Source organism: Kibdelosporangium phytohabitans (genome assembly GCF_001302585.1).
Lineage (GTDB): Bacteria > Actinomycetota > Actinomycetes > Mycobacteriales > Pseudonocardiaceae > Kibdelosporangium > Kibdelosporangium phytohabitans.
Window position 1 is genome coordinate 10,058,314 of record NZ_CP012752.1, and the last position, 25,456, is coordinate 10,083,769.

Below are 25,456 nucleotides of genomic sequence, written 5' to 3' on the forward strand. Positions count from 1 at the left end.
TGACCTCGTGAGTGTTTTGGCCGGTTCTAACCGGCCAAAACACTCACGAGGTTTTTCAGGGTTCGATTCGCAGGATGTAGCGCTGGTTCGCCGCGCTGGAGCACGCCTGCTGCACGACAGCCGCGTTGTTCGCGGTACTGGCACCGCTCACGGCCACGCACTTGTCGCTGTGCACGATCCGCGGCTGGACCACCACGTCCATTCCGCTGCCGCTGACGTAGTCCAGCCGGAACTGCTGGTTGGCCTGCGGTGCGCCCGTCGGTTCACACGTGTACTGCGTGATCCCGATGTTGTCCTCCTGCTTCCAGCCGGGCACGTCCAGGCACTTGCCCGCGGCCGTCTTGACCTGGAAGTACGGCGTGCTGCCCACCCGGTCCAGCTCGACCTGCTGGTGCGCCGCCGAGGCGACGCAGTCCTGCTGCTGGAACGCCCCACCGTCAGCGGTGTTGCCGGACGGGACACCCGAGCACTTCTCGCTGTGACTCGGTTGCAGGCGGTACTTGCGGCCAGGCTCGATGTACACCTCGTCCGCCACGTTCGCGACCGCGCCCTGCCAGTCGGTTCGCTTGTCCGCGAAGGCCGATCCTGTCGAGGCGAACGTGTACATCTGGCGCTGGCCGTTGCCGGTGTCGTAGAGGGTCGCGATGTCACCTTTGCCGTCGCCGTTGAAGTCCCCGGCTGCCAGTGAGGACTTCAGCGCGTCGAACGCTGTGCTCTCCCAGCCGACCGAGGTCGCCCAGGTGTTCGTGCCCGCGGTGAGGATCTGGAACTGGGTCGAGTTCGCGCCACGGTTGTGGGCCGCCACGATCTCGTCCCGGCCCGCGGCGTCCCCGTTGACGTTCGTGCTCACGAACGTGGCCTTGGACCGGTCGAACGCCGTGCTTTCCCACTGCGACACCGGTGCCGCGAACGTCCCGGCGTTCGAGGTGTGCAGCCACAACTTGGTCTGCGTGGTGCCGGGGGCGCCGCGGAAGGCAGCGATGTCGTCGTCACCGTCGCCGTCGAAGTCGCCCGCGACCGGCGTCAAGTGGTTGACGTCCAAGCCGTTGGCGCCGCTGTCCCACTGCTGGACCGGGGCGGAGAACACGCCGCCGCCCGGCTTGTGGATCCACAGTTTGGTCTGTGCCCCGGCAAGGCCCTGGAACACGGCGAGGTCGTCGTCGCCGTCCCCGTCGAAGTCCCCTGCCGTGATCCGCAGGTGGGACAGGCGGTAGTCGCCGATCCAGGCGGGTTCGCTTTCGGCGTTGAAGCGGTTGCTGTCCGACCGCAGCAGGTACAGCCGCACCTTGCGGTCCGGGTCTTCGCGCAGCACGGCGATGTCGCTGCGGCCGTCGCCGTCGAAGTCACCGTTCGCGCTCTTGATGCGGTACATCGGGAAGCCGCCGCTGACATCGGTGTCCCAGCCGACGTAACCGGAGGAGAACCCGCTGCCGGTCGACAGGAAGTTCCACGCCGCGGTGCGACCGTTGCCCTGGTCGAACAACATCGCGAAGTCCGCGCGGCGGTCACCGTTGGTGTCCGCGCGAACCGGCGTTCCGGGGACTGGGCGGACGTTGGCTGTCAACGTCCACGACGGAGCCGACGGGCTGATGTTGCCTGCCTTGTCGACCGCCCTGACGTACAGCGGGCGGCTGGATTCGTCGTCCCACACCGTGATCGGCACAGTGGCTGCGCCGTTCGCGTCGGCCGCCACCCACATCGTGGTCTTGTCCTGCTGGAAGCCGTACCGGAAGCCCGCGACATCAGTGTCCGTCCCGCTCCTGGCGAACGTCACCGTGCCGAGTTCCCCGACCGGCCGGACAGGGGTGTTGTCCGGGAAGTCTGTTGACGTGATCGTCGGCGGGACAGGGCGCGTCCGGTCGACGGTGAAGTAGCAGCGCGGTGAATCCGTGCTCGCCGCAAGGGTATCCATCACCCGGGCGCGGTAGTTGAACACCTTCGCGGGCTGGTCCTCCGGTAGGACGCCGGCAACGACCGGTGCCCACGCGAACGCGCCACCGGAACGGAACAACGGGCTGTCTATCGTGTGCTTGACCGTGTCGCCGTCAAGGATCTCCAACCGACCACGGACGTTGTCGCCGTCCGGGTCGGACGCGATCGTCGAGAACGTCGGCGAGGCCGTGTTCAACGCGGTCGGCGCCGCAGCCGTGCCACACGGCGTCGGCGGGACAGTGGTGAAGTCGATCGGCGCACGCGGCTTGTTGTTGTACTCCACGACCAGCCGCGCGGTGGCGGGCAGGAACTTCTTCCACTGCGCCGCGTCGTTCTCGTTGGCCGCGCGCAGGCCGAACGTGAGCGTGCCGGTTTTGGCGTTCGCCGTGTTCTGCACAAGGGTTTTGAGCGCGGCCGACCCGAACTCCATCGGCAGGTCCGGCTGGGTGGTCGTGCAGCCGCCGCCTTCGTTGGCGTTGCCGGAGCGGGTGTCGAGTTTGGTGGTCCACCAGTTCTTGGAGGTGTTCCAGGTGACTTTCGTGCCCTCGTTGATCGCACTGGTGTGCCACAGGTCGACGGGTGTCCCCGCGCACGCGCCCGAGTGGTCGAGCGTCACCGCGAACCACGTGTTGAGCACCTGAGCACCGGCGATCGGAGCAGTGTTGACCTGGAAGAAGGAGCGGTACCGCGAAGTCGGGGACGAGTAGTTCTGGTAGCCGACGCGCGCGGAATCACGCTGCGACGTCCAGTACTCGGTGTCCGGGGAGTAGGAGTTCACCGAGGTCCAGCGGTACTGCGTGCCGCTGTAGGACGGGTCGATGTACAGGGGGAAGTTCGTGTCCGGCGCCGTGAGCATCGCGGCATCAGGTACGACAGTGAGATCGTTCACCCCGACCCGCAGCTGCATCGGCCGGTGCTCGATCTCCTGCGGCACAGCGGATCTCGCGGCAGCGGGCGTGTCCCACATGGTCGGCTGCCCGGAGACGAAGACCGCGTGGCCGCTGTCGTCGACAGCGGTGCTCGTGCCGTTCTCACCCGCCTTGACCCGCAGGCCGGACGTACCGAACTTGATCTCCCGCAACTCGGGGTTCGCAGCAGCCTCAGCGTTGTGGACGACGAGGACCTGCGAAAACCCGTCGACATCGGCCGTGACCCGAAGGTCGACACCGGGAAGCACCTCACGGTAGGTGGCGGTGTCGCCGTCCAACTCGGGCTCAGGCAACACACGAGGCCAGGACAACACCAGCCTCTTGCCGTCCCGCTCCAGAGACGCGAGGGCACTGACACCGCCGCCGGACAGCCGGATCTTCATCGGCGTGACCTTCGGCCGCACCATGCCGTCGGGATCACGCACGAGCGTGGTGTCCACCGGCGCCCACCCTTGCGCTGTACGAGCGCGGAATGGCCGGACGAACTCCTCCAGAGTCCTTGTGCCGGAAGGGTTCTGAAAAACCCTGGTGGTCTCGCTCCCCAGCGCGGTCAACTCAACAGCAACGTCCTGCCCGGACACACCGGGACGACTGAAAGCCTGCGGCGCACCAGCCAGCAGGCACACCAATGCCAACGCGCACGCAGAAAGACGCGCGGATCTTCGAGATGTCAAGCCCTGTCCCCTTCAGACACGAAGGCGGGGACTCGCAGCGGCACCCCCCACGGAACCGTTGAAGCCCAGGCCAATCATCCCCGCGAACGCATCCTCGCAGGTTCAGGGCAAAGAAGACATACCGTTGCAGCCAGTGTCATCCCGCAAGACAAGAACCACCCCAAGCCCACAAACAAGCCAAACGAAAAACCCCACACCCAACCCGGGACACAGCCAACGCAACAGCCCGGTCTCCAGAGCCCGAAGCAAGGCCACTCCCGCCCCCAGCGCAGAGTGCACCCACTTGCCCATGAAAGCAGCACGCACTTTCCAACCCAAGCCAGCAAGCACGGGTTCACGGCTGTGCACAAGCACAGACCAGCCCATCACGGCATGAACGACGGCTGCCAGTCGGTCGAGCTATCGCCAACCCACCCCAGCGACGAGCGCGCAAGCGCAGCAACCGGCTCACAGCGGCGAGCGCGCAAACACAGAACCACCCGCAGCGACCCGTGCGCAGGGGCAAGAGACCAACCCACAGCAGCAAGCGGCAAGCACAGAACCAACCAACACCGACCCACGCGCAAGGAACCAGCCCGATCGGCGAGCGCGCAAACACAGACCAACCAACCAACAGCGGCGAGCACGCGCCAGAGCAGAACCAGCCCCGAGCGGCTCGTGCGCAAGCAGGCAGACTGACCATAGCGGCGTGCGCGCCAGCGCGGAGGGGTGGTTCGGGGGTGCTCCTGCCCGTCGGCCTGGGCTACGCCAACCACGGTCTGTCAGGAGGTCCGCCTACGTTTCTCGCGGGCATCAGTGCAGGCCCTACGGACCTCTTGACAGTCCGTGGTTCCCTCCGGGCAGGCCGTCGGGCAGGAGCGCCCGCGCATCGAAGGACACACCCCTGGGGCCCGAGCCGTGGAAACGAAGGACACCGGCCACCCGCTCCTGCCCCGAGGTCTGCTCCCGGCGAGGGACATCTTGTTCCGTGCACTGAACCGCAGCGTTCGACACACCGGGTCATAGCTGGGATGTGAGCACGGAACAAGCGGGTCCCTCGCCGGGAGGCAGACCTCAAGGCAGGAGGCGGCGGTGGGTGTTCTTCCAGACCACAGCCGAGACCTTGATGCGTGTACTGAGAAGGCGTGGGCGCTCCTGCCCGACGGCCTGCCGGAGGCAACCACACGCGTCAAGAGGCCCGTACGACCGCCGCTGACGCCCGCGACAAACGCAGCCGGACCTCCGGACACGTGCGGTTAGGCTACGCCCAGGCCGACAGGCAGGAGCACCCCGAACCACACCCCTGCGCTTGCGCGCACGCCGCTCGGGGCTGGGCTGGCTACCGCTCAAGCTGCTCGAGGTGGTCCCGTGCTTGCGCGCTCACTATCCGAGCTGGTCACCGCAACTTTCGAAGCCCCTACACCTATACAAACAGTCCCCCACCCAACCCGGGGGGCGTCCCTGCTCCAGTCTAACGGGGGTGGGGCTGGTCGAAGGGGTTACTGGTCGGTTGTGGACAACCAGATTTGCCGGTGGTTCCTTCGCCTCTATCCGAGTAGGGCGTCCACGAATGCGCCTGGTTCGAAGGGCGCCAAGTCGTCCGCGCCCTCTCCGAGTCCGACGAGCTTCACCGGCACGCCCAGTTCTCGCTGTACCTGGAAGACGATGCCGCCCTTGGCTGTCCCGTCCAGTTTGGTGAGGACGATACCTGTGACGTCGACCACTTCGGAGAAGACGCGTGCCTGGGTGAGGCCGTTCTGTCCTGTGGTCGCGTCGAGTACGAGCAGGACTTCGTCGATCTTGGTTTGCTTCTCCACCACGCGCTTGACCTTGCCCAGTTCGTCCATCAAGCCGGTCTTGGTGTGCAGGCGGCCTGCGGTGTCCACGAGTACCGCGTCGACTCCGGCGTCTGTTCCGCGCTTCACCGCGTCGAAGGCGACGGCGGCGGGGTCGGCGCCTTCCTTGCCTCGGACGACCTCTGCGCCGACGCGTGCTGCCCATGTCGCGAGTTGTTCCGCGGCGGCGGCGCGGAAGGTGTCGGCTGCGCCGAGCAGGACCGTACGGCCGTCGGCGACCAGTACGCGCGCGAGCTTGCCTGTGGTGGTGGTCTTCCCTGTGCCGTTGACGCCGGCGACAAGCACGACGGCGGGCTTGGAGTCGTGCGGCAGGGCGCGCACCGAGCGGTTCATCTCGGGGTGCAGTGCTTCTACGAGCACTGAGCGCAGTACTGCGCGGGCGTCTTCTGCTGTACGGACGCCGCGCGCGGTCAGTTCTTCGCGCAGCTTCGTGATGATCTCGGCTGTTGTCGCCGCGCCGAGGTCGGCGAGCAGCAGTGTGTCCTCGATGTCGGTCCAGGAGTCCTCGTCCAGGTCACCGGCACCCAGCAGGCCGAGCAGGCTCTGCCCGAACGTCGAACGGGACCGCGCCAGTTTTCCGCGCAGGCGCTCGAGGCGTCCCGCGGTCGGTTCGATCTCGTCGATCTCGACCGGCGCCTCTTCCGCCGCGGGCAGCGGAATGTCGACTATGTCGCGTTTCTCGGAATCACGCGGCACCGACGCGTCGTCACCGACGCCCGGCTGGCCGTCGACCTCCGTGCGGTCCTCGACCGGGTGAACCGGCGGCTCGACCGTCGCTGTCCCGGTCCCGCCGGACGACAGGTCGAACTTGCCGCCCGCCTGGTACTTCGCCCGCTCCTCGACCGGCTTGCGCTCGGCCTCGGTGAGGCTCACCCGGCGGCGCTTGGCCAGCACGAGGCCGGTGACCACGCCGACGGCGATCAGGACCAGGACGACCGCGAGGATCACGATGAGTTCGGTGGACACAGCGCCATCCTCGCATCAACGGCTTCGACAAGCTTCAACGGCTTTTAACTCGTTTAGGTCAAGAATTCACGACAGGGCTTGCGCTATCCCGTTGTGTGGAATACACCACTCGTTCATGGACTCCTGCCGGGTGGTCGGCCTGATTTCGGGTACGTCGGTGGACGCCATCGACGTCGCCGTGGCCGACATGCGGATCGACGAGGGCGTCATCGAGCTGGCGCCGGCCGGGCACACCGAGCTGAGCTACCCGCCGCACCTGCGTGACGAGCTGCTCGCCATGGCCTCCCGCGGCACGAGCGCCGAACAGCTGTGCAAGCTCGACACCCGGATCGGCCAGTCCTTCGCGCACGCCGCCGCCACCGCCATCAGCGAGTTCGGTCCCGCGGACGTCGTCGCGTCGCTCGGCCAGACCGTCTACCACTGGGTGGAGGACGGCACGTGCCTCGGCACGCTGCAGCTGGGCCAGCCCGCGTGGATCGCGGAACTGACCGGCCTGCCCGTCGTCGCTGACCTGCGTGTCCGCGATGTCGCCGCGGGTGGGCACGGCGCCCCGCTGGCCGGGCTGTTCGACCGGATGTGGCTGCGCGAGGAAATCGCGTTGAACCTCGGCGGGATCGCGAACATCACGCTCCCTGGCGACATCGCGTTCGACACCGGCCCCGGCAACGCGCTGCTCGACGCGGCCGCGGAAATGCTGACCGGCAAGCCGTTCGACGAGGACGGCGCGCTCGCGCTGGCTGGCTCGGTCCGCGAGGACCTGCTCGAGCAGCTGCTGGCCGACCCGTACTACCGGCTGGACCCGCCGAAGTCGACCGGCAAGGAACACTTCAACACCGGCTACCTGACCGCCGAACTGGCCAAGGTGCCCGAGGTCGGCGCGGCCGACCTGATGGCGACGCTGGCTGAACTGACCGCGGTCACGGTCGCGCACGCGTGCGCCGGGCCCGGCGGACCGCGTCGTGTCGTGGCGTCCGGCGGCGGGGTCCGCAACCCCGCGCTGATGGCCGCGCTGGCTCGCCGCTTGGACGTCGTGACCAGTGATGAACTGGGGATCCCGAGCGGCGCCAAGGAGGCCTACCTCACCGCCCTGCTCGGTTTCCTGACGTGGCACGGCATCCCCGCCGACCCGCGGACCGGCGCGGGACCGCGGCTGCTCGGCGGCATCACGCCGGGCCGCGATCCGCTGCGCATGCCCGCCCCAGCGGCAGACAACGTGAGCCAACTGCGAGTCGTGGAAAAACTGGGAGGGCACCTTGCGCGTTCTTGATCTCGCCATCATCGCGATCTTCTTAGTCGGGATGCCGCTGCTGGGGATCCTGATCGGCGGCAGACAGAAATCGTCCGACGACTACTTCGTCGGCGAGTCGAAGATCTCGTGGTGGGTCGTCTGTCTCTCGGTGGTCTCCGCCGAGACGTCCACCTTGACTGTGTTGAGCGTGCCGACCGTCGCCTACCTGGCCACCCCCGAGGCGGGCGGGATGACGTTCCTGTCGCTCGCGCTGGGCTACGTGATCGGCCGCATCGTCGTCTCGTTCGTCCTGTTGCCCAAGTACATCGCCGGTGACCTCGTCACGGCGTACGCGTTCCTCGGCAAGAGGTTCGGCAGCGGGATCCAGAGCACCGCGTCGGTGACGTTCCTGTTCACGCGGTTGCTCGCCGACGGTCTGCGGCTGTTCGCCACCGCCATCCCGATCAAGGTCGTGCTGGCCGAGCTGGGCATGCCGGACGTGAGCTACTGGTGGATCGTGGTCGCGCTCGGTGTCGCGATGGTGGTCTACAGCTACTTCGGCGGTGTCCGCGCGGTCGTCTGGGTCGACGCGATCCAGATGCTCTGGTACATCCTCGGCGCCGCCGTGGTGATCGTCGCACTGGCCGGCAAGCTGCCGGACGGCTGGTTCGGCAAGGCCGTCGACGCCGACAAGTTCCAGCTGTTCGACCTGTCCTCGCCGGTGCTGAGCAACCAGTACGCGCTGATCACGGCGGTGATCGGCGGCGCGGTGCTGTCGATGTCGTCGCACGGCGCCGACCAGCTGATCGTGCAGCGGCTGATGGCGACCAAGGACGTCAAGGCCAGCCAGAAGGCGCTGATCGGCAGCGGCATCGTCGTGTTCTTCCAGTTCGCGCTGTTCCTGTTCATCGGCGTGATGCTGTGGGCGTTCTACAACGGCCAGTCGCCGACCAAGGGCCTCGGGCTGGGCAACAACGACGAGCTGTTCCCCACGTTCATCATCAAGGAGCTGCCGTCCGGGTGGTCCGGGTTCGTGCTCGCCGGGATCCTCGCGGCCGCACTGAGTTCGTCGCTGGGCGCGCTGGCGTCGTCCACGGTCACCGACGTGATCCAGAAGGTGAAGCGGCGCCCGCTCACCGACAGTGAGATCCTCCGTCAGGGTCGCATTTGGACGCTGGTGTGGGCGGCGATCCTGACCGTGTTCGCCGGCCTGTTCGCGACGTTCTTCCAGCGCGGCGAACCCATCGTCGAACAGGGCCTGTCCATCGCGGGCTTCACGTCCGGCGCGCTGCTCGGCGCGTTCCTGCTCGGGCTGATCTTCCGCAGAGCCAGGCAGTTCGACGCGATCGTGGCGTTCCTGGTCACGGTGGCGGTGATGGCGTTCGTCATCCTCGCCCTGAAGTTCGACAAGGCGTCCGGTGCGCTCATCGGCGTGGACTTCAGCAAACCGGCCGGGTCGTCGGTCAGCCTCGCCTACCCGTGGTACCCGGCGCTGGGCGTGCTGATCACGCTGATCGTCGGTGGCTTGCTTTCGTTGCGGCACCGGGAACCCGCCGGTCCGCCGACCACGGAGGAGCCCGCACCGGCCAAGGCCGCCTGAAGTGAACCCCTCCCGCACCCGCGCACGTCTATTGTGGGAGAACCTTTGGGAGGGGGCGGCATGACCGGCACCGCGCGGGCACCGCGTAGGCACTACGGCGGCAGGTCAGACGCACAGCGGCGAGCCGAACGGCACGAGCGGCTGATGGAGGCCGGACTGGAGCTGTTCGGCTCCGACGGTTACGCGGCGACGTCGATCGAACGACTCTGTGCGACGGCGAGCGTGTCCACCCGGAACTTCTACGAGGAGTTCCCCGGCCGTGAGGCGCTGCTGGTGGCGCTGCACGACCGGATCACCCAACGGGCGATGGAGAACGCGCTCGCCGCGCTGGCCGGCCGCGAGGAGGACCCGCTGCGCGAACGCGTCGACAAGATGGTGCGGGCGTACATAACGACGACGTCGAGCGATCCGAAGTGGACGCGCCTGGCGTACGTCGAGGTCGTCGGGGTCTCGACCGCGGTGGAGCAGCACCGGCTGAACTGGCGGGAACGGATCGTCGAGTTCCTCGTCGGCGAAGCCAACCGGGCTGTCCGCCGCGGCGAGGCCGCGCCGCGCGACTTCCACCTGACGGCGGTGGCGTTCATCGGCGCGGTGAACGAACTCGTCTACTACTGGTCGACGCACGACCGCGCGCACCCGCTGGACGCGCTGTGCGCCGAGGTCACGCGGCTCGCGGTGGCCGCGATCACGTCGCCTTCCTGAGCGTCAGCAGCACCTCGATGACGCCGTTGTCCTCGATGTCGATCCCGGGGATGCCCGGGTCCGGGATGCTGTAGTCGGCGAACACCACCGGGATGGAGGTCTGCACCTGGATGGTGTCGCCGTTGCGCACGGCGCTCAGGTCGACGGTGACGGGTTTGCTGACCCCGCGCAAGGTGAGCTGGCCGGACGCCTTGACAGTCACCTTCTGCCCGACGGCGGGCACGGCCCCGAGGTCGGCCTGTCCCCGCAGTGCGAAGGTCGACGTCGGGAACTGGGACACCGACATGATGCGGTTGCGGAACTGTTCGTCCCTGCCGCTCTTGTCGGTCGCCACGGATCCCATGTCCACCGTGACCGTGCCGCTGGTGATCCGGGTACCGCTGAGCGCGACCGAGCCAGTCACCTTGCCTGTCCGGCCCACCGCTGTGGTGTCCTGGCCGAACAGAATCTCCTTGACCCGGTACCCCGCCTGTGATCCCTCCGACACCGCCCAGTCGCCGTCGACCGGGACAGCGGCACCACCGCCCTGCTGCCCTTCCCCGAGGGCCAGTTCCTGCGCGGGCGGGTCGGACAACACGTTGATGTAGAACCACGGGCCGCCGACGAACGCCAGCAGTCCCAGCGCTACCGCGCCGATCAGCCATGCCTTCCAGTGCCGCTTGAATCTGCCCATGCGGGTACTACGCCGCCCGGCCCAGTCCGGTTCACCGGCCGATCGGAATCAGACCGGGTCACGCCGACCCGGCGGCTGGCCAGTTCGCACTCTTCGCCATACGGTCATACGTGAAGGTTTTTCGCGAGGAGGCGATGATGCCTGCTGGTCGGACGAGACTGCGTCGGCTACTGGAACAGATGCGCGCTGAGCCGGACACCGTCGAAGGGGTGACCGCGGCCGCGAGAGCCAAGTCCGCGCTGGTCGGCGCGTTGCCCCAGCAGGACGTCCAGCGGCACATCGCGGCGTTGATGGCCGCGGTGTCCTCCGCCTACATCGACGGCGTCGACCTCAGCGACAACATCCACGTCGCCGACCGGCTGGCGGAGGACCGGGCGTTGCAGGGCATCCCGCTCGGCGCCCTGCTCGAGGGCTTCCAGGCGGGCAGGCAGTACGTGATGCACCAGATCTTCGAGCGCACCGCCAGCACCGGCATCGAGGCCGGCGAGCTCTTCGCCGGGCTGATGGAGCTGGACGCGCTGGCCAACGCGCTGCAGAACCGGCTCGTGTACGTCTACCGCGAGACCGAGCTGAGCCTGACCCGCACGACGCACGCCGTGCGGTTGCAGGCGCTGCGCCGGTTGCTCCACAAAGGACCGACGGGCAACGCCGCCGCGGTCGGTCTCGATCCGCACAGGCGTTACCACTGCGTCATCGCCGACGTCAGCGCGCCGAGGGAGGCACGCCAGTTCGAGGCCGCACTGACGACGGCGGACGGTTTGTGCGGCATGGTCGACGGCTATCTCTGCGCGGTCAGCGGGCGGTTGCCGGAGAAGGAACTGGGCATCCTGCTCGTGGCCGCACCCGCTGTTCCCGCGGCACAACTGGCCGGCGCGTACCGCCTGTGTCAGACAGCACTGGCTTCCGCGCGCCGTCGGCGGCTGCGCGGACTGCAGCACCTGACCTCATTGGCGTTGCCGCTCAGCGTGGACACGCATCCCGCTCTAGGGCGGATGCTGGCCGCCGAGCATCTGGCCAGCCTCGACGGGGACGACGAGTTCCACCGGCTGCTGGCCAGGACGGCACTGACTTACCTGGAGCACGGCGGCCGGACCGATCTCGTCGCCGGTGCCCTGCATGTGCATCCGAACACCGTCAAACACCGGCTTCGTCGGATGGCCGAGCTGACTTCGTTCGACCCCGCGCCGAACGGGAACGGCTCGCTCGCGCACGCGTTGCGCTGGTGGTGGGCGTTGCAGTCATGGCTTGCGCCGGTAGCTGACAAGCTCCAGGTCGACGGTGAAGCCGAGTCGCTGGAACATCGTCGACGAGGGGTCGTTGTCGATCCGGACCACCGCGGCGGCCTGTGATTTCGCGCCGTGCTCGGCGTCGAGTTCGCACAGCAGGCCTTTGACGACCCGCCTGCCCACGCCGACGCAGCGCATGTCGGGTTCGACCGCGACGAAGTCGACGAGGTGCTCGATTTCCTGCGTGTAGCCTGCCGCGAAGCCCGCGAGCTTCCCGTCGGCCTGCCGCAGTGCCACGACGGTGTGTTTGCCGTAGAGCAGCTGCTCCGGCGTATATGTCGTGTCGGGGAAACATCGTCGCAGCAGTGCGATGAACTGGTCGTTGAGGCTGCCGTCGGCAGGCAGTCGTTCGACCTGCACGCACTCCTGGGTCAGCGTGGCCCTCAGGTCGGCGCCTCGCAAAGTGAATATCCGGGTCGGGGTCTCCCGCGCGAAGCCGTGCCGTTTGGCGAACTCGGCGAGTTCCCTGTGCTCGGTGTGGCCGTAGAGGTTGAGGTCGGTGACACCTCGCAGGTGCGGCAGCTTCAGCGCGGCCTCGTAGAGCATGTCCGCGGTCGTGTGCCACGCCTGCGGGGTCGCGGGATGGCCTGTGGGTACGTCGATGTGCGGCCCGTACAGCCAGGCGCGCCCGATCTCGGGGTTGATGTCGGTGCTCAGCACGCCGCGCAGGGCGCCGCTCGACGCGATGGCCAGCACGGCGCCTTCGTGCCATTCGGGTTGGACACCGGCCAGCTCGTCAGCGATTTCCTCTTCGGAGTACCCGAAGAAACCGATGTGGTGCGCGGGGTCGGCCTGCAGGCGTGTGATGAGCGACACGACCGCAGGCAGATCGTCCCGCGTAGCCGGGCGGATTTCTGTCATGACGGAAATCCTGAACTCCCGAACGGCTGTGCGCACCTGGTTTACCGGCTTGTTATTGAACGCTCCTTCATTTACCGTGGCCGACGTGCATGGAACACAGGCTGACCTGGGCCGACTCCAACGACTGCTGGACGAGAGCTACGCCGGTTCCGGCGCACACCTGCGTTCGATCACCACCCCCGACCGTCGTCTCGACGCGGCGCAGGTGAGCGAGCGGCTGACCGCGATCCAGGTGATGGCGCTGGCCACGGTGACCGCGGGGGAATCCCTCGCGGTCACCGTGCACGGAACGGCGGCGCAGATCGACACGAGCGCCGGTGAGGTCCGCGACTTCCTCGTCGAGTGCTACGGCGACGACTGGGCGGACTGGGCCGGGAGCGCCCAGTACGCCCGCATCGACGCCAAGCGGGTGTTCACCTTCGGCGTGCCCAAGTAACCACCACAGGGCGGCTCAGTTCACGCAGCAAATCCGCCAGCGCCGCCTTGAGTTCGTCGACCGGTTCGGCTTCGACGGCCGCCCGGACGGCCGGGACGGCATCGGCGGGCAGGCTGTCCCGCGGCCAGTCGGTCAGCGCTTTGACGGCGTTGTACCGGTTGCGGGTCAACCGGTTCGCCAACGCCGTCCGCACCAACGGCCAGTTCCGGCCGCCCTCCCGGCCCACCACCAGGTCGAGCACGCGGTCGGCAGCGAACTCCGCGCCGACGCCGTACTCCACCTGCGGACCCGTCGCCAGATCGGCCAACGGCAGCAACTGCTCGGCGAGCTCGGCCAACTCCCCGGCGTCGGCGTACCACCACAGGTACAGCTTCGACGGGTTCGACCGCAGCCACTGATTGACCTTGTCCCGGACTTTCATGCCGAGCTGTTCGGCAGGCCAGAGCGCGGTGGTGAACGTGTCCGGATCGGGCGAGTGCAGGGCACTCTGGACCACCGACAGCCAATCCAGGCCGGTCGCCACGTCCCTGCCCTTGTCGCCCAGCTTCAGCACAGCGACCACCCGCGCCAGGGTGGGCCGGTCACGCACCAGCGTGAGATACCGGTCGATCACCGCGGCCCCGTCCGGGTAGTCGTCGATGGTGCGCGCCGGGCCGCTGACGTCCGACAACGCCGCGAGGATGCCGCCTGCGCCGTCGAGCAGTTCGTCGTCGGCGTCGGACGTCATCAGCGCGTCGGCCAGATCGCCCGTCGTGGCGGCGATGTACGCGAGGTACTCGTCCATCACGTCGTTGCGGAACCCTTCCCGCACCAACCAGGCCTTGATCTCCGGATCCGTTGTCCCCTCGAGCCTTTCCACGGCCTGGATGCGGCCCCACGCCCGCACACGCCGTGCCATCTCGAAGATCGCCATATCCCGGTCGGACTGCGTCCGCTCCAGCGCGACGACGGAGTACAACGTGAGATCTTCCAGGGATCCCATCAGCAGCAACAGTTCGCGGTCGCGCTCGTCACCGGTCAGTCCGATCAGGACGATCCCGGTGGCGACGGCGTCGCGCCGCGTCCCGTATTCGGCCAGCCACCTGCCGACGTCACGGACCCGCGCCCGGTGCGCGCCGAGCAGCTGCTTGCCGAGCGGATCGGCGACCGGCAGCACGTCGATGTCCACAGCGAGGTCGTGAAGTCGTTGCAGTGCTTGGAGATCCGGTGGTGACTCGATGATTGTCCGTACCGCGTCGGCGATCTCGGCCGCGACCGCACGGCCGTCTTCCACGCGGGAATGATGGGTGTTGATGCCGTCGCGCACCGCGCCGGACATGAAAGGCACGGATTGCTCGTCCGGCAGGGGATATCCGCCGCCCGGCCACGGACCGGGACCGTGCGCGGCTGCGAGGGCCAGCGCGTGGGCGAAGAAAGTCGGCCTGTTGTCGGCTGCCACTGGCAGCCGCCACCGGCTCATCGGATTGGGCGGAAGCCGCCCTTCAACTCGATCACGGGTTCAAGGATGCCGCAACCAAGCCAACTCACGCAAGTAGTTGACTCGTGTCGGCCGATTCGACGAGCCGTCGCACGCCGCCGCCGAGTTCGGCCGGGTCGGTGGCTGCGAAGGCCAGCCGGAGGTGGGCGGCCGGTGGTTCGCTGACGAAGAAACGCTTTCCCGCGCTGACGGCGACTCCGTGCCGCCGCGCGGCACTGGCGATGACGAGGTCGTCGGCGCCCGGCGGCAGCTGAATCCACAGGTGCAGTCCGCCTGCCGGGCGTTTCAGCGTCCACTGCGGACACTCCGCTGTGACGGCCGAGGCGAGTTGTTCGCCGCGTTGCCGCAGCGATCCGGCCAATGCGCGCAGGTGCCGGTCCCAGCCTGGTGAGCTGATCAGTTCGAGCGCCGCCTCCTGCAGCGGCCGGGTGACGAAGAAGTCGTCGACCAACCGCACCGCACGCAGGCGTTCCAGTACCGGACCGCGAGCCACCAGCGCGCCGATGCGCAGACTGGGAGCCGCGGGTTTGGTGAGCGAAGTCAGGTAGACGACCGTGCCGTGCCGGTCGTCGTCGATGAGCGTGCGTGGTGTCGGCGTGCCGTGCCCGAGGTAGCGGGCGAAGTCGTCCTCGATCACGAACGCGCCCGCGCCCTTGGCGAGGTCGAGAACCTGCGCACGGCGTTCGGGGGTGAGCGTCACCCCGGTCGGGTTGTGGTGGGCGGGCTGGCAGTACAGCAACCGGGCGCCGGTCATGCCGAACGCTTCGGCCAGCAGGTCCGGCCGGAGCCCGTCAGCGTCCATCGGCACGGGGACAGGGCGCAGGCCCGCTGCCCGTGCCGCGGCGATCGCACCGGGATAGGTGGGCGATTCCATCAGAACCGGACTGCCGGGGACACCCATCGCGCGGAAGGCGATGGACAGCGCGCTCTGGCCGCCCGCTGTGATCAGCACGTCCTCCGCCGTCACGGCATTGCCGGCGATCCTCGCGAAGGCCGCGCGCAGCGGCGCGAGCCCGTTGGCCGGCGCCCGGTCCCAGGCGTCCGGTCTGCGTGCGGCACGAGCGAGCGCGCCACCCAGCGCCCGTTCGGGCCGCAGCGAGGCGTGCAGGTAGCCGCCGTCCAGCCGGATCGTCCCGGCGGGCGGCGGACCGAGCGTGTCGGTGATCGACGCGGTGTCGACAGTGCGGTCGGCGAGTGCGACGGTCTGCCAGGCGGTGTCGATGACCTCGGCGGCAGTGTTGGACCGCGGCGCGACATACGTACCGCTACCCGGCCGGGCGATGACGACTCCGGCCGCGGCGAGCTGCGCGACGGCACGCGAGACCGTCACCGGGCTGACTCGGTAGCGCTGCACCAGTTCACGACTGCTCGGCAGCCGTTCACCGGGCGCGAGATCAGCGATCAGTTTCCGCAGGACGGTGACCAAATCTCCCGAAGTGCTACCTTCCGACATGCTTCCGAACGATAGCACTATCGGACTCACCAAGAACCGATACTGGGTTTGCCCGACATTGACGCGGACATCTCTTTATGGTGTATAGTGTCTACCCGTACGCTGTACGACATTATGTGGGGGTAGAGATGCGCGCGTTGTTAGTCGTGCTGACTCTGTTGGGATCGTTGCTGGTGGCGACGCCCGCGCAAGCCGCGGCTCGCTGCCGGGAGCTGGTGCTGCCGGTGGCCGCGGCCGACCGGATCGCGGGAACGCTGTGCCTGCCGAGCGGCAGGCCACACGAGTTGCAGGTACTGGTGCACGGCGGCACGTACGACCGCCGGTACTGGTCGCTCCACGGACCGACCACCGGACAGTCCTATGTAGACGGCATGACCCGGGCCGGGCGGGCGACCTTCGCACTGGACCGGATCGGGGTCTCGGCCAGCTCCCGTCCGGCCACCATCGACTTCGACACCCAGGTCCGCACTGTGCACGAAGTGGTCCAGCAGCTGCGCGGACGCGGGATCGCCGACCGGATCGTCGGTGTCGGCCACTCCTTCGGCTCGACGATCCTGCGCAAGCTGGCCGTGGACCACCCGTCGGCCGTGGACGCGCTGGTGCTGACCGGCGAGGCGAGCAGCGGAGAGGGCGAGATCGACTGGCCGCGTCACATCCACCCGGCCACCGAGGATCCGTTCCTGCGCGGCTACGACGAGCGCTACTACACCACCCGGCCAGGCCGTCGCGCCGAACTGTTCGCCCACCTGCCCGGCGCCGACCCCGTCGCACTGCTCTGGGACGAGGCCGCCAAGCAGGCGGACGTGGACTCCGGCGGCTGGCTGCCGCCCGAGGTCAACGCCGGCATCACCGTGCCGGTGCTGGTCGTCGTCGGCGCACACGACAAGCTGCTGTGCGGGACGGGCGCCTGCGCGGATTCCGCGACGCTGCAACGCCTTGAGCAGCGCTGGTACCCGCGCACCACAGTGCGGGCCGTGGTGATCCCGGAGACCGGGCACTCGATCACCGTGCACCGCGGCCTGCGGCACCTAACCCTTGCTGTTGTTGAGGCGCTGTGAGATCACCTGGGTGACGCCGTCACCGCGCATGCTCACGCCGTAGAGGGCGTCGGCGATCTCCATCGTCGGCTTCTGGTGCGTGATGATGATCAGCTGCGAGGTGGCTTTCAGCTCCTGCATCAGACCGATCAGGCGGCGCATGTTGGTGTCGTCCAACGCTGCCTCGACCTCGTCCATCACGTAGAAGGGCGACGGCCGGGCACGGAAGATCGCCACCAGCATCGCCACCGCCACCAGCGACTTCTCACCGCCGGACAGCAGCGACAGCCGCTTGATCTTCTTGCCGGGCGGCCGGGCTTCCACGTCAACGCCGGTGGTCAGCATGTCGTCCGGGTCGGTCAGCAGCATCCGCCCTTCCCCACCGGGGAACAGCGTGTTGAACACGATCTCGAACTCACGCGCCACGTCCTCGTAGGCCGACGCGAAGACCTCGAGGATCTTGTCGTCGACCTCCTTCACGACCGTGAGGAGGTCGCGGCGGGTCGCCTTGAGGTCTTCCAGCTGCGTGGAGAGGAACTTGTAGCGCTCCTCCAGCGCCGCGAACTCCTCCAGCGCCAACGGGTTCACCTTGCCGAGCAGGGCGAGGTCCCGTTCGGCCTTCTTGGCCCGCCGCTGCTGGAAGTCGCGGTCGTAGGGCATCGACGGCGGTCGGATCACGTCCTCGCCGCGTTCCTTCGCTGCCTCGTACTCCGCGATCTCGTTGGCAGGCGGGGGAATCGGGCGGTCCGGACCGTACTCGAGCACCAGGTCGTCCAGGCCCATGCCGAAGTCGTCGGCGATCTTGGTTTCCAGCTGCTCGATCCGCAGCCGCTGCTCGGCGCGCAGCACCTCGTCGCGGTGCACGGCGTCAGTCAGTTTCTCCAGTTCCGTGGACAGTTCACGCACCCGGCCGCGGATGTCGAGCAACGCCGCCTCACGCTGCGTGCGACGGGACGCGACCTCGTCACGAGCAGTGGCGGCGCGCTGCAAGGACATCTCGATGCGCTCGATCGCGAGCTCACCGCCCTCGACCACGGCGTCCGCCACGCGTTTGCCGCGCGCACGGGCCTGGCGGGCACGCTCATGCCGTTCGCGGGCCTCGCGTTCCTGACGCGCGGCACGGCGAAGACCCTCGGCCTTGCCCGCCACGGCACGCGCACGCTCCTCTGCCGTGCGCAGAGCCAGCCGCGAGTCCATTTCCTGCTGGCGCGCGGTGTTCAACTGCGACACGGCCTCGTCGCGCACTCGTGAGTCAGGCTCGTCGTCGAGGGGTTGTTCCTGGGCGCCGAGCAGGCGTTCCTCCAGCTCAGCCAGCTTCGTGAGCTGCTCTTCCCTGGTCTGCTCGACCTTGGCGCGCTGGTTGCGGATCCGCTCGACCTCGGCCTGCACGGTCCTGGCGGCCTGACGCATCCGCGAGATCCGTTCGCCGGAGCGCGCCCTGCGGACCTTGGCTTCGCTCAGCGCTTCCTTGGCCGCGTTGACCTCGTCGCGGCGCGCGTCCTGTTCGGCACGGGCACCGGCGAGCGCACCAACGGTTTCCGCGAGGGTGTGCTCGACCGTCACGAGCTTGTTGTTCGCCTCGTCGACGGCCGCCTGGACCTCGATCACGCTCTCGCTGCGACCGGAACCACCGACGGCCCAGTCCGCGCCGAGCAGGTCGCCGTCCGTTGTGACAGCACGCGAAGACGGGTACGCGCCGACGATCTGGCGCGCTGTGCCCAAGTCCGGGACGACGACAACGCGGTCCAGCGCCCGTTCCATCGCCGGGCGCAGGGCTTCCGGGCACCGCACCAGGTCGACGGCCCACTGGGCACCGCCCGGCAGGTGCGGCCACGCCGAACGGTCCAGATTGGACGGACCGCCGCCGATCATGATCCCGGCACGCCCGGCGTCGTTGTCCCGCAACAGGGACAGCGCCGCCAAAGCGTCGTCGCCGCTGGCGACCGCGACCGCGTCGGCGATCGGGCCGAGCGCGGCGGCCAACGCGACCTCCGCGCCGGGCTGCACGGTCAGCAACGCGGCGACGGACCCGAGCAGTCCGGGCAGCCGGTGCCCGGCGGCGAGCAACGCGCCGGCGCCGTCCTTGCGGCTCAGGCCAAGGGAAAGGGCATCCACCCTGGCCCGCTGCGACGCGATCTCCCGCTCGGCGGCCCGCTCGGCCGCCACCAGCTCGTTGACACGGGCCTTGGCCTGCTCCGAGGCGGCGACGGCTTGGTCATGGCGGCTCTGCAACGACTCGTCGTCGGAGTCCTCGACGCCGGTTTCCAGCTCCGTCTCGGCCAGTTCGACCGCGGCGACCTCGGCCCGCTCCTCGGCCTCGGCCAAGGTGGCCGACAGCCGCTCGATCTCCTCGGCGGTCGCACTGTTCTTGCTGCGCAACGCTTCGACCTGACCGCCGAGCCGGGCGAGGCCCTCGCGGCGGTCGGCGATCGCGCGGACAGCGGCGATGTGCGCCTTCTCGGCCTGCGCGACGGTGCTTTCCAGCTCGGAACGCCGGGCCAGCGCCTCCGACAGCGCCTCCCGCGCTACTTCGACGCCTTCGGCGAGTTCGACCTCCAGCTCGGCGGCCTCTTCGGCTTCCGCTTCGAGCATTTCGGGGTCTTTGCCCTGGTTCTGCCGCTCGCCCTCGTCGGACAGGTGCCGGGCGCGTTCGGCGGCGAGGCGGACCGTGCCGCGCAGCCGCTCGGCCAGCGCCGACAGGCGGTACCAGGCGTCCTGCGCCGCGTTGAGCGCAGGCGCGTCCTCGGCCAGGCTCGCTTCGATCTCGTTCTGCTCGGCCTGCGCGAACTGCAGCGCGCGCTCGGTCTCGCCGCGCTTGGCGCGCGCGGTGGCTTCGTCCGCTTCTTCCTTGGCGAGCTCGTGCCGGGCGGACACCAGGTCGTCAGCGATCAGGCGCAGCCGTGCGTCCCGCAGGTCCATCTGCACGACCTGCGCGCGCCTGGCGATCTCGGCCTGCTTGCCCAACGGCTTGAGCTGGCGGCGCAACTCGGCGGTCAGGTCCGTCAACCGGGTCAGGTTGGCCTGCATCGCCTCGAGCTTGCGCAGCGCCTTTTCCTTGCGCTTGCGGTGCTTGAGCACACCGGCGGCCTCTTCGATGAACGCGCGGCGGCCTTCCGGCTTCGACTCGAGGATCGCGCCGAGCTGGCCCTGACCGACGATGACGTGCATCTCCCGGCCGATACCGGAGTCCGACAGCAGTTCCTGCACGTCCATCAGGCGGCACGACGAGCCGTTGATCTCGTACTCGCTGGCGCCGTCGCGGAAGATCCGGCGGGTGATCGAGACCTCGGTGTAGTCGATCGGCAGCGCGCCGTCGGTGTTGTCGATCGTCAGCGTCACCTCGGCGCGGCCGAGCGCCTGCCTGGCGCCCGCCCCGGCGAAGATGACGTCCTCCATCTTGCCGCCGCGCAGCGATTTCGCGCCCTGCTCACCCATCACCCAGCTCAGCGCGTCGAGCACGTTCGACTTGCCGGACCCGTTGGGCCCGACCACACAGGTGATCCCCGGTTCGAAACGCAGCGTCGTCGCTGAGGCGAAGGACTTGAAGCCCTTCAGCGTCAGGCTCTTGAGGTGCACGTAACGGTCGACCTCTCGCTGGGTACTGGCACGGCTATCCCGCCGAGGGTACCCGGGCACACCGCGCGATCGGCGCAGGCGGGCTCCCCGCGTCGGGGGACAACCCGGTCGACCTGCCGCGACAGCCGATCACGGCGAGTGCATGCCGACCAGGACGCCACCGCCCGCGATGACCTCGACCCGGTCGATGTCGCCGAGCTTGATCGAGCTGCTCCCGGGGATCGCGCTGACCTCGCGGTAGTAGCCCGCGGTCCACTTGCCCGCGACCTCGCTGCTGCCGTCCCGGCTGTGCACGACCAGGTGGCAGATCTTGCGGCCGGCCGGGATGTCCTGCATCGACACCTTCACCTCGGTGCCCCACGCGCGGCCGGTCAGCTCGACCCGCCCGTGCACACCGGTCGTCGGGTCGAAGGCCGACCAGGTCACCTCGGTCGACGTCGTCACCACCGGTTCGGTCCCGCTCGGCCGGAACACGATCACGCCGCCCACCGCGAGCAGCACGACGGCAGCCGCCGCGACCAACGTCACACCGCGCTTGCGCCACCAGCCGGTTGCGGGCTCCGGCTCCTTCGGCTCGATGGGCACGATCTGCAGTGGCGGCGGCGGGACCGGGGGCAGGGGCGGAGATGGCGGCTCGGCGAGCAGTTCGGCAGGCCACAGCTGGCTGTCGGCCTGCTGGATGGCCTCGAAGTCCTCCGGGGTGACCCGTTGCAGCAGGCCGGGAAGCGGCGCCAGCCGGAGCATCTCGGCACTGCACACCGGGCAGGTGTCCAGGTGCCGTTCGAACGCGGGCCGGTCGGCCGGGTCGAGCGCGCCCAGCAAGTAGGCGCCGAGCGAGACAGTCTGGCGGCAGGTCACGGCTCGGTCACCCCCCGCTCCTCCAACGCGTCGCGCAGCGCCCGCAGCGCGTAGAACGACCGCGATTTCACTGTGCCCGGCGGGATGCCGAGCACGGATGCCGCCTCCGCCACCGTGCGCCTCCGGAAGAACAGCTCGCCGATCACCGCGCGGTGCTCCTTGCTCAGCGCGCGCATCGCCTCGGCGATCTGCCAGCTCTGCAGTACCCGGTCGAAGTCGCCATCGGTGTGCGGGAGGTCCTGCGGGGGCATCGGCACCTCGGTGACCCGCGCACCCTGCCGACGGTAACCGGAGACGATCAGGTTACGGGTCACCGTGTACAGCCACGGCCCCGCCTGGTCGACACTCAACGTGTCGGCGTTGCGCCAAGCGCGCAACAACGTCTCCTGCACCACGTCTTCCGCCCGCTGCAGATCGCCGCCGACCGATCGCAGCGCATAGGCCAGCAACGGGCGGCGGTACTTCTCGTAGAGCTCGCGGAGGAGTTCCTCGCGCTGCTCAGGGGTGCTCCCCACGGTTCCTTATTACGCCGTTCACTGCGGAGTGGTTCAAGCCGGTCGGGTGAACCTTCGTCAAGTGTCGTACATCGCGGGACCTCCCGTCACCGCTCCACGAATCCGGTGAGCTCGCCACGCGGCTGCGACCACCGCTCCACGACCGTGTCCACACGACCGGGTGAACTTCCCCCACGGAGCAGTGCGAGCAGGCGCTCGCATTCTGCGCGGGGCCCTTCGGCGACCACTTCCACCCGGCCGTCGGAAAGGTTGCGGGCACCGCCGACCAAACCGAGTTCGAGCGCGCGGGCCCGTGTCCACCAGCGGAAACCCACTCCTTGTACGTGTCCGTGCACCCATGCGGTCAGACGGCTCGCAGGCTGGTCGGCGGTTGTCGGCATGCCCCGAATGATCGCAGCCGCATCGAATGGGTGTCGTTCGGTAGTGGTACGTTTCCGGGCCGTGTCCTCCTGATCGTCCGGTCGGCCGGTTGGGAAAGAACCCCCGAGAGTGTGCTTGCGAGGAGGAGCCCCCCGCATGGCCGAAACACCCGACCGGACCGAGGTCCAGCCACCGGCTGAGACGACGGTGCCCGGCGTGAAACGTTCCTACGCGTTACTCGCGGCTGCCGGAGTCGGCGTCGCGACCGCGTGTGCGGCGCTGGCCAGCTTCGCCGTCGCGGGCGGCGGAGAGGCGCAACCGGGAACCCAGCAGCCCAACGTCACGCAGGTGAACGCGCCGCGCAGTGCGACGCAGCCGTCCGGGACGTCCAGCGAGACCTCCAGCCCGGAGAGCCCCACCACGGAGGCCTCCAGCACCGCGACACCGGGCAACGTGCCGTCTGGCGGGACCACGCCGTCGAACAAGCCGCAGCACTCGAACCAGCCGAATCAGCCTGGTCAGCCCAACCAGCCGACGCCGAACCAGCCGACGACCAACCCTGGTGGTGGCGGTGGCGGTGGCGTGACGCCGACCCAGCCGACGCAACCGACGACGCCGAACCCGCCGACGACCACGAGTGTCTCGATTCCGCCGTCGTCGCCCCCCTCTGAGCCGCCGCCGACCAGCACGAGCTGAGATCTGCGGAACATTCGGTAACGCGCTGAGCTGGATCTCCGACAACTACGTCCCTCGGACGGGTGTGAAGATCGTCCGTTAGTGGTACGTTGCGCGACCGTGAGTGAAACGCGACCCCGACGCGCCACGATCATGGTAGGGCTCAGCGCGCTTGTCGCCGGTGCGGCGATAGCTGGTGTGGCCACCATTCTGAGCGCGCCGAGCGGGACTCCGATCGAGGTTCCCGTTGCGGCGGCTTATGACGGCGCTGGCAAGAAAGCCAGACAGACGGACTTACCCGGGTCCGCCGACGCGGCCGCGTTGGCGGCGCCCGGCGCACCGCCGGGTTCCGGCACGACAAGTCCGACCACCTCGTCGAGTGCCGCGACCAGTTCCACGGCCCCGGCACCGTCCAGCAGCGCGACGACGTCGAGCAGTTCGCAAGCACCGCCGCCCAGCCCCACCTCCCCGACGAAGCCGCAGGACCCCGCTCCCCCGCCGCCACCGCAGCAGCCGAGCCCCGGCATGGCAGGCGAAGTCGTCGACCTGGTCAACCAGAAGCGTGCGGGCCGATGCGCCCCGCTCAGTGTGGACGACCGCCTCACCACCTCGGCCCAGAAGCACAGCTCCGACATGGCCGCCCGCAATTACTTCTCCCACACCACGCCCGAAGGTGTGACGTTCGACCAGCGCATCAAGGCGGCGGGCTACCCCCGCCCCGGTGCCGAGAACATCGCCAAAGGCCAGCGCACCGCCGCGCAGGTCATGGACAGCTGGATGAAGTCGGACGGTCACCGCGCGAACATCCTCAACTGTTCGTACAAGAAGATCGGTGTCGGCATCGACACCAACGGCTTCTACTGGACCCAGAATTTCGGTTTCTGAAAGAGATTGTCAGTGCCAGAACGACTGATTGCCGAAAAGGACCAGTTTCCTGCCGGAATCTCACCGGCCGCGTTCCGGCGCACGACAAAGCCGCCGGGACAACGGTCCCGGCGGTTTGCCTGAATGATCATTCCCTGGTGCTGAATCCCCAGGCCTCCAACGCGGTCGCGACGAACTCGCCGCCCATGTCGTTGGCCTGATCAGCTCGGCCGCGTCTGCGGCCCGGTGGATCCTGCTGGTCCTCGTCGTCGGCTACGGCCTCGATCACCTGGTGGTTCTCCGCGGCCGGATGACGCCAGCCCTGGCCACACCCACTGGGACAGGGGTGCTCCATTTCGCGCAGCACCCCGTCGGGGCAGGGCTGCTGCCACCGCAGCACTCCCGCGCCCGCACACATCGGGCACTCACTTGGGTACCTGGCCGACACCGCCACAGGCTCGACAATAGTCCTTGCGATTGGGCGCCATTCCCGACCCGAGACAGACTGGGCACTCATTCACACTGCTCACCTTCTTCGTCGTCGCTGGCGAACAGGCCCTCCACATATGAAAGAATCTCGGAATGGCCTGGTCCATAGCAACAAAAACCGCCCGATCGTGTGATCACCCGTGACCGAGCCGTTATGGTCGCCGCTGTTTCGGCCCAGAGGAACGGCGATGAGTTCCGGACGCCGCACCGGTCTACCCCTCGGCAGGACACGAGACACAGGAGACACGGACATGAACACGGCACGTTCGGCAGACGGCACCCGGATCGCCCACGACCACGCGGGCAGCGGTCCGTCCGTGGTCCTGATCGACGCGGCAGGCGGCTACCGGGACTTCAACTCGCTGCGGCCGTTGGCCGACCAACTGGCCGACAAGGGCTTCACGACGTACACCTACGACCGCCGCGGCCGAGGCCTGAGCACGGACACCGCGCCGTACTCGGTCGAGCGGGAAATCGAGGACCTGGCGGCGGTGATCGACGTGGCAGGCGGGCAGGCCGCGGTCTACGGCTGGTCATCGGGGGCGCTGCTCGCCATCAGGGCGGCGGCGGCAGGCCTGCCGATCACCAAGCTCGCGGTGTTCGAACCACCGTACGGCGGCTCGGACACCCACGACCAGGAACTGGTGAACCAGCTGAAAACCCTGGTCGCAGCGGACAACCGAGGCGAACCGGTCGACCTCTTCCACCGCGCGATCGGCGTCCCCGACGAGATCATCGCCCAGATGGGTCCGGTGAAGCCGCTGCTGGAGAAGATCGCGCACACGTACCCGTACGACTGGACGATCGCGGGAACGACCACGACCGAGCACATCAAAGCAGTCCGGGTGCCCGCGCTGGTGCTCGACAGCACGGCGACAGGCAAGGAGATGCACGACGGCGTGGAAGAAGTCGCCAGGCTGATCCCGCAGGCCACGCACAAGCGCCTCGACGGTGAATGGCATGGTCTACCCGACGAGGTGCTCGCACCGGAACTCGCCTCGTTCTACGAAAGCTGACGTTCTCGGGGGCT

The 25,456-nt window shown here is 68.4% G+C and carries 20 protein-coding genes; 9 read left to right on the forward strand and 11 right to left on the reverse strand.

Annotation, left to right across the window (positions count from 1 at the left end; genetic code table 11):
• Positions 1–55: 55 nt before the first annotated feature.
• Entirely contained in the window at positions 56–3,301 is a 3,246-nt protein-coding gene (locus AOZ06_RS44900; protein WP_054294943.1) for an FG-GAP-like repeat-containing protein, read from the reverse strand.
• A gap of 1,760 nt (positions 3,302–5,061) precedes the next feature.
• The gene (gene ftsY / locus AOZ06_RS44905) at positions 5,062–6,336 is read right to left on the reverse strand and encodes a signal recognition particle-docking protein FtsY (RefSeq protein ID WP_054294944.1); all 1,275 of its coding nucleotides are present in this window, start codon (positions 6,334–6,336) and stop codon (positions 5,062–5,064) included.
• A 115-nt stretch (positions 6,337–6,451) separates the two neighbouring features.
• Between ftsY and AOZ06_RS44910 the strand changes: the two genes are divergently transcribed.
• The 3 genes from AOZ06_RS44910 to AOZ06_RS44920 are packed head-to-tail and all read left to right on the forward strand — an operon-like array spanning position 6,452 to position 9,866.
• Complete coding sequence (locus AOZ06_RS44910; RefSeq protein WP_054294945.1) at positions 6,452–7,603, forward strand: anhydro-N-acetylmuramic acid kinase; 1,152 nt, start codon at positions 6,452–6,454, stop codon at positions 7,601–7,603.
• Positions 7,590–9,164, forward strand: a complete 1,575-nt coding sequence (locus tag AOZ06_RS44915) for a sodium:solute symporter (RefSeq protein WP_054294946.1) — start codon at positions 7,590–7,592, stop codon at positions 9,162–9,164. Before AOZ06_RS44910 ends, AOZ06_RS44915 begins: the two co-directional genes overlap by 14 nt.
• A gap of 60 nt (positions 9,165–9,224) precedes the next feature.
• Complete coding sequence (locus tag AOZ06_RS44920; RefSeq protein WP_054294947.1) at positions 9,225–9,866, forward strand: TetR/AcrR family transcriptional regulator; 642 nt, start codon at positions 9,225–9,227, stop codon at positions 9,864–9,866.
• Here AOZ06_RS44920 and AOZ06_RS44925 read toward each other — a convergent pair.
• Positions 9,850–10,539, reverse strand: a complete 690-nt coding sequence (locus AOZ06_RS44925) for a YceI family protein (protein WP_054294948.1) — start codon at positions 10,537–10,539, stop codon at positions 9,850–9,852. The genes AOZ06_RS44920 and AOZ06_RS44925 overlap by 17 nt on opposite strands.
• Before the next feature lie 137 nt (positions 10,540–10,676).
• Here AOZ06_RS44925 and AOZ06_RS44930 point away from each other — a divergent pair, with 137 nt between their 5' ends.
• Complete coding sequence (locus AOZ06_RS44930; RefSeq protein WP_157233591.1) at positions 10,677–11,888, forward strand: helix-turn-helix domain-containing protein; 1,212 nt, start codon at positions 10,677–10,679, stop codon at positions 11,886–11,888.
• On the opposite strand, the gene AOZ06_RS55445 is transcribed toward AOZ06_RS44930, so the two are convergent.
• Positions 11,778–12,686 (reverse strand): GNAT family N-acetyltransferase, encoded by a 909-nt coding sequence (locus AOZ06_RS55445; protein ID WP_083472354.1) that lies wholly within the window; start codon positions 12,684–12,686, stop codon positions 11,778–11,780. The two genes, AOZ06_RS44930 and AOZ06_RS55445, sit on opposite strands and share 111 nt — an antisense overlap.
• A gap of 85 nt (positions 12,687–12,771) precedes the next feature.
• Here AOZ06_RS55445 and AOZ06_RS44940 point away from each other — a divergent pair, with 85 nt between their 5' ends.
• Complete coding sequence (locus tag AOZ06_RS44940) at positions 12,772–13,122, forward strand: hypothetical protein (RefSeq protein WP_157233592.1); 351 nt, start codon at positions 12,772–12,774, stop codon at positions 13,120–13,122.
• Here AOZ06_RS44940 and AOZ06_RS44945 read toward each other — a convergent pair.
• A complete protein-coding gene (locus tag AOZ06_RS44945) occupies positions 13,100–14,560 on the reverse strand; it encodes a hypothetical protein (protein ID WP_157233593.1) in 1,461 nt (486 codons plus the stop codon). The two genes, AOZ06_RS44940 and AOZ06_RS44945, sit on opposite strands and share 23 nt — an antisense overlap.
• Before the next feature lie 85 nt (positions 14,561–14,645).
• Entirely contained in the window at positions 14,646–16,052 is a 1,407-nt protein-coding gene (locus AOZ06_RS44950; RefSeq protein WP_054294953.1) for an aminotransferase-like domain-containing protein, read from the reverse strand.
• 128 nt (positions 16,053–16,180) lie between these two features.
• On the opposite strand from AOZ06_RS44950, the gene AOZ06_RS44955 reads away from it, so the two are divergent.
• The gene (locus AOZ06_RS44955) at positions 16,181–17,110 is read left to right on the forward strand and encodes an alpha/beta hydrolase (RefSeq protein WP_169799073.1); all 930 of its coding nucleotides are present in this window, start codon (positions 16,181–16,183) and stop codon (positions 17,108–17,110) included.
• Here the strand turns inward: AOZ06_RS44955 and smc are convergent.
• From smc to AOZ06_RS44975, 4 genes are all read right to left on the reverse strand, one after another.
• A complete protein-coding gene (gene smc / locus AOZ06_RS44960; protein WP_054294954.1) occupies positions 17,081–20,665 on the reverse strand; it encodes a chromosome segregation protein SMC in 3,585 nt (1,194 codons plus the stop codon). The genes AOZ06_RS44955 and smc overlap by 30 nt on opposite strands.
• 129 nt (positions 20,666–20,794) lie before the next feature.
• Positions 20,795–21,523 carry an anti-sigma factor family protein gene (locus AOZ06_RS44965; RefSeq protein ID WP_054294955.1) on the reverse strand — a complete coding sequence of 243 codons (729 nt, stop codon included), beginning with the start codon at positions 21,521–21,523 and terminating at the stop codon, positions 20,795–20,797.
• A complete protein-coding gene (locus tag AOZ06_RS44970) occupies positions 21,520–22,038 on the reverse strand; it encodes a sigma-70 family RNA polymerase sigma factor (protein ID WP_054294956.1) in 519 nt (172 codons plus the stop codon). The genes AOZ06_RS44965 and AOZ06_RS44970 overlap by 4 nt, the downstream gene beginning before the upstream one ends.
• Positions 22,039–22,124: 86 nt before the next feature.
• Positions 22,125–22,418 carry an acylphosphatase gene (locus AOZ06_RS44975; protein WP_054294957.1) on the reverse strand — a complete coding sequence of 98 codons (294 nt, stop codon included), beginning with the start codon at positions 22,416–22,418 and terminating at the stop codon, positions 22,125–22,127.
• 136 nt (positions 22,419–22,554) lie between these two features.
• On the opposite strand from AOZ06_RS44975, the gene AOZ06_RS44980 reads away from it, so the two are divergent.
• Positions 22,555–23,094, forward strand: a complete 540-nt coding sequence (locus AOZ06_RS44980; RefSeq protein WP_054294958.1) for a hypothetical protein — start codon at positions 22,555–22,557, stop codon at positions 23,092–23,094.
• A gap of 99 nt (positions 23,095–23,193) precedes the next feature.
• Positions 23,194–23,958 carry a CAP domain-containing protein gene (locus AOZ06_RS53245; protein WP_063810226.1) on the forward strand — a complete coding sequence of 255 codons (765 nt, stop codon included), beginning with the start codon at positions 23,194–23,196 and terminating at the stop codon, positions 23,956–23,958.
• 127 nt (positions 23,959–24,085) lie between these two features.
• Here the strand turns inward: AOZ06_RS53245 and AOZ06_RS55450 are convergent, their stop codons facing one another.
• Positions 24,086–24,355, reverse strand: a complete 270-nt coding sequence (locus tag AOZ06_RS55450) for a hypothetical protein (RefSeq protein ID WP_083472874.1) — start codon at positions 24,353–24,355, stop codon at positions 24,086–24,088.
• Between the two features lie 322 nt (positions 24,356–24,677).
• Between AOZ06_RS55450 and AOZ06_RS44995 the strand changes: the two genes are divergently transcribed.
• Entirely contained in the window at positions 24,678–25,442 is a 765-nt protein-coding gene (locus AOZ06_RS44995) for an alpha/beta fold hydrolase (RefSeq protein ID WP_054294961.1), read from the forward strand.
• Positions 25,443–25,456: the final 14 nt, after the last annotated feature.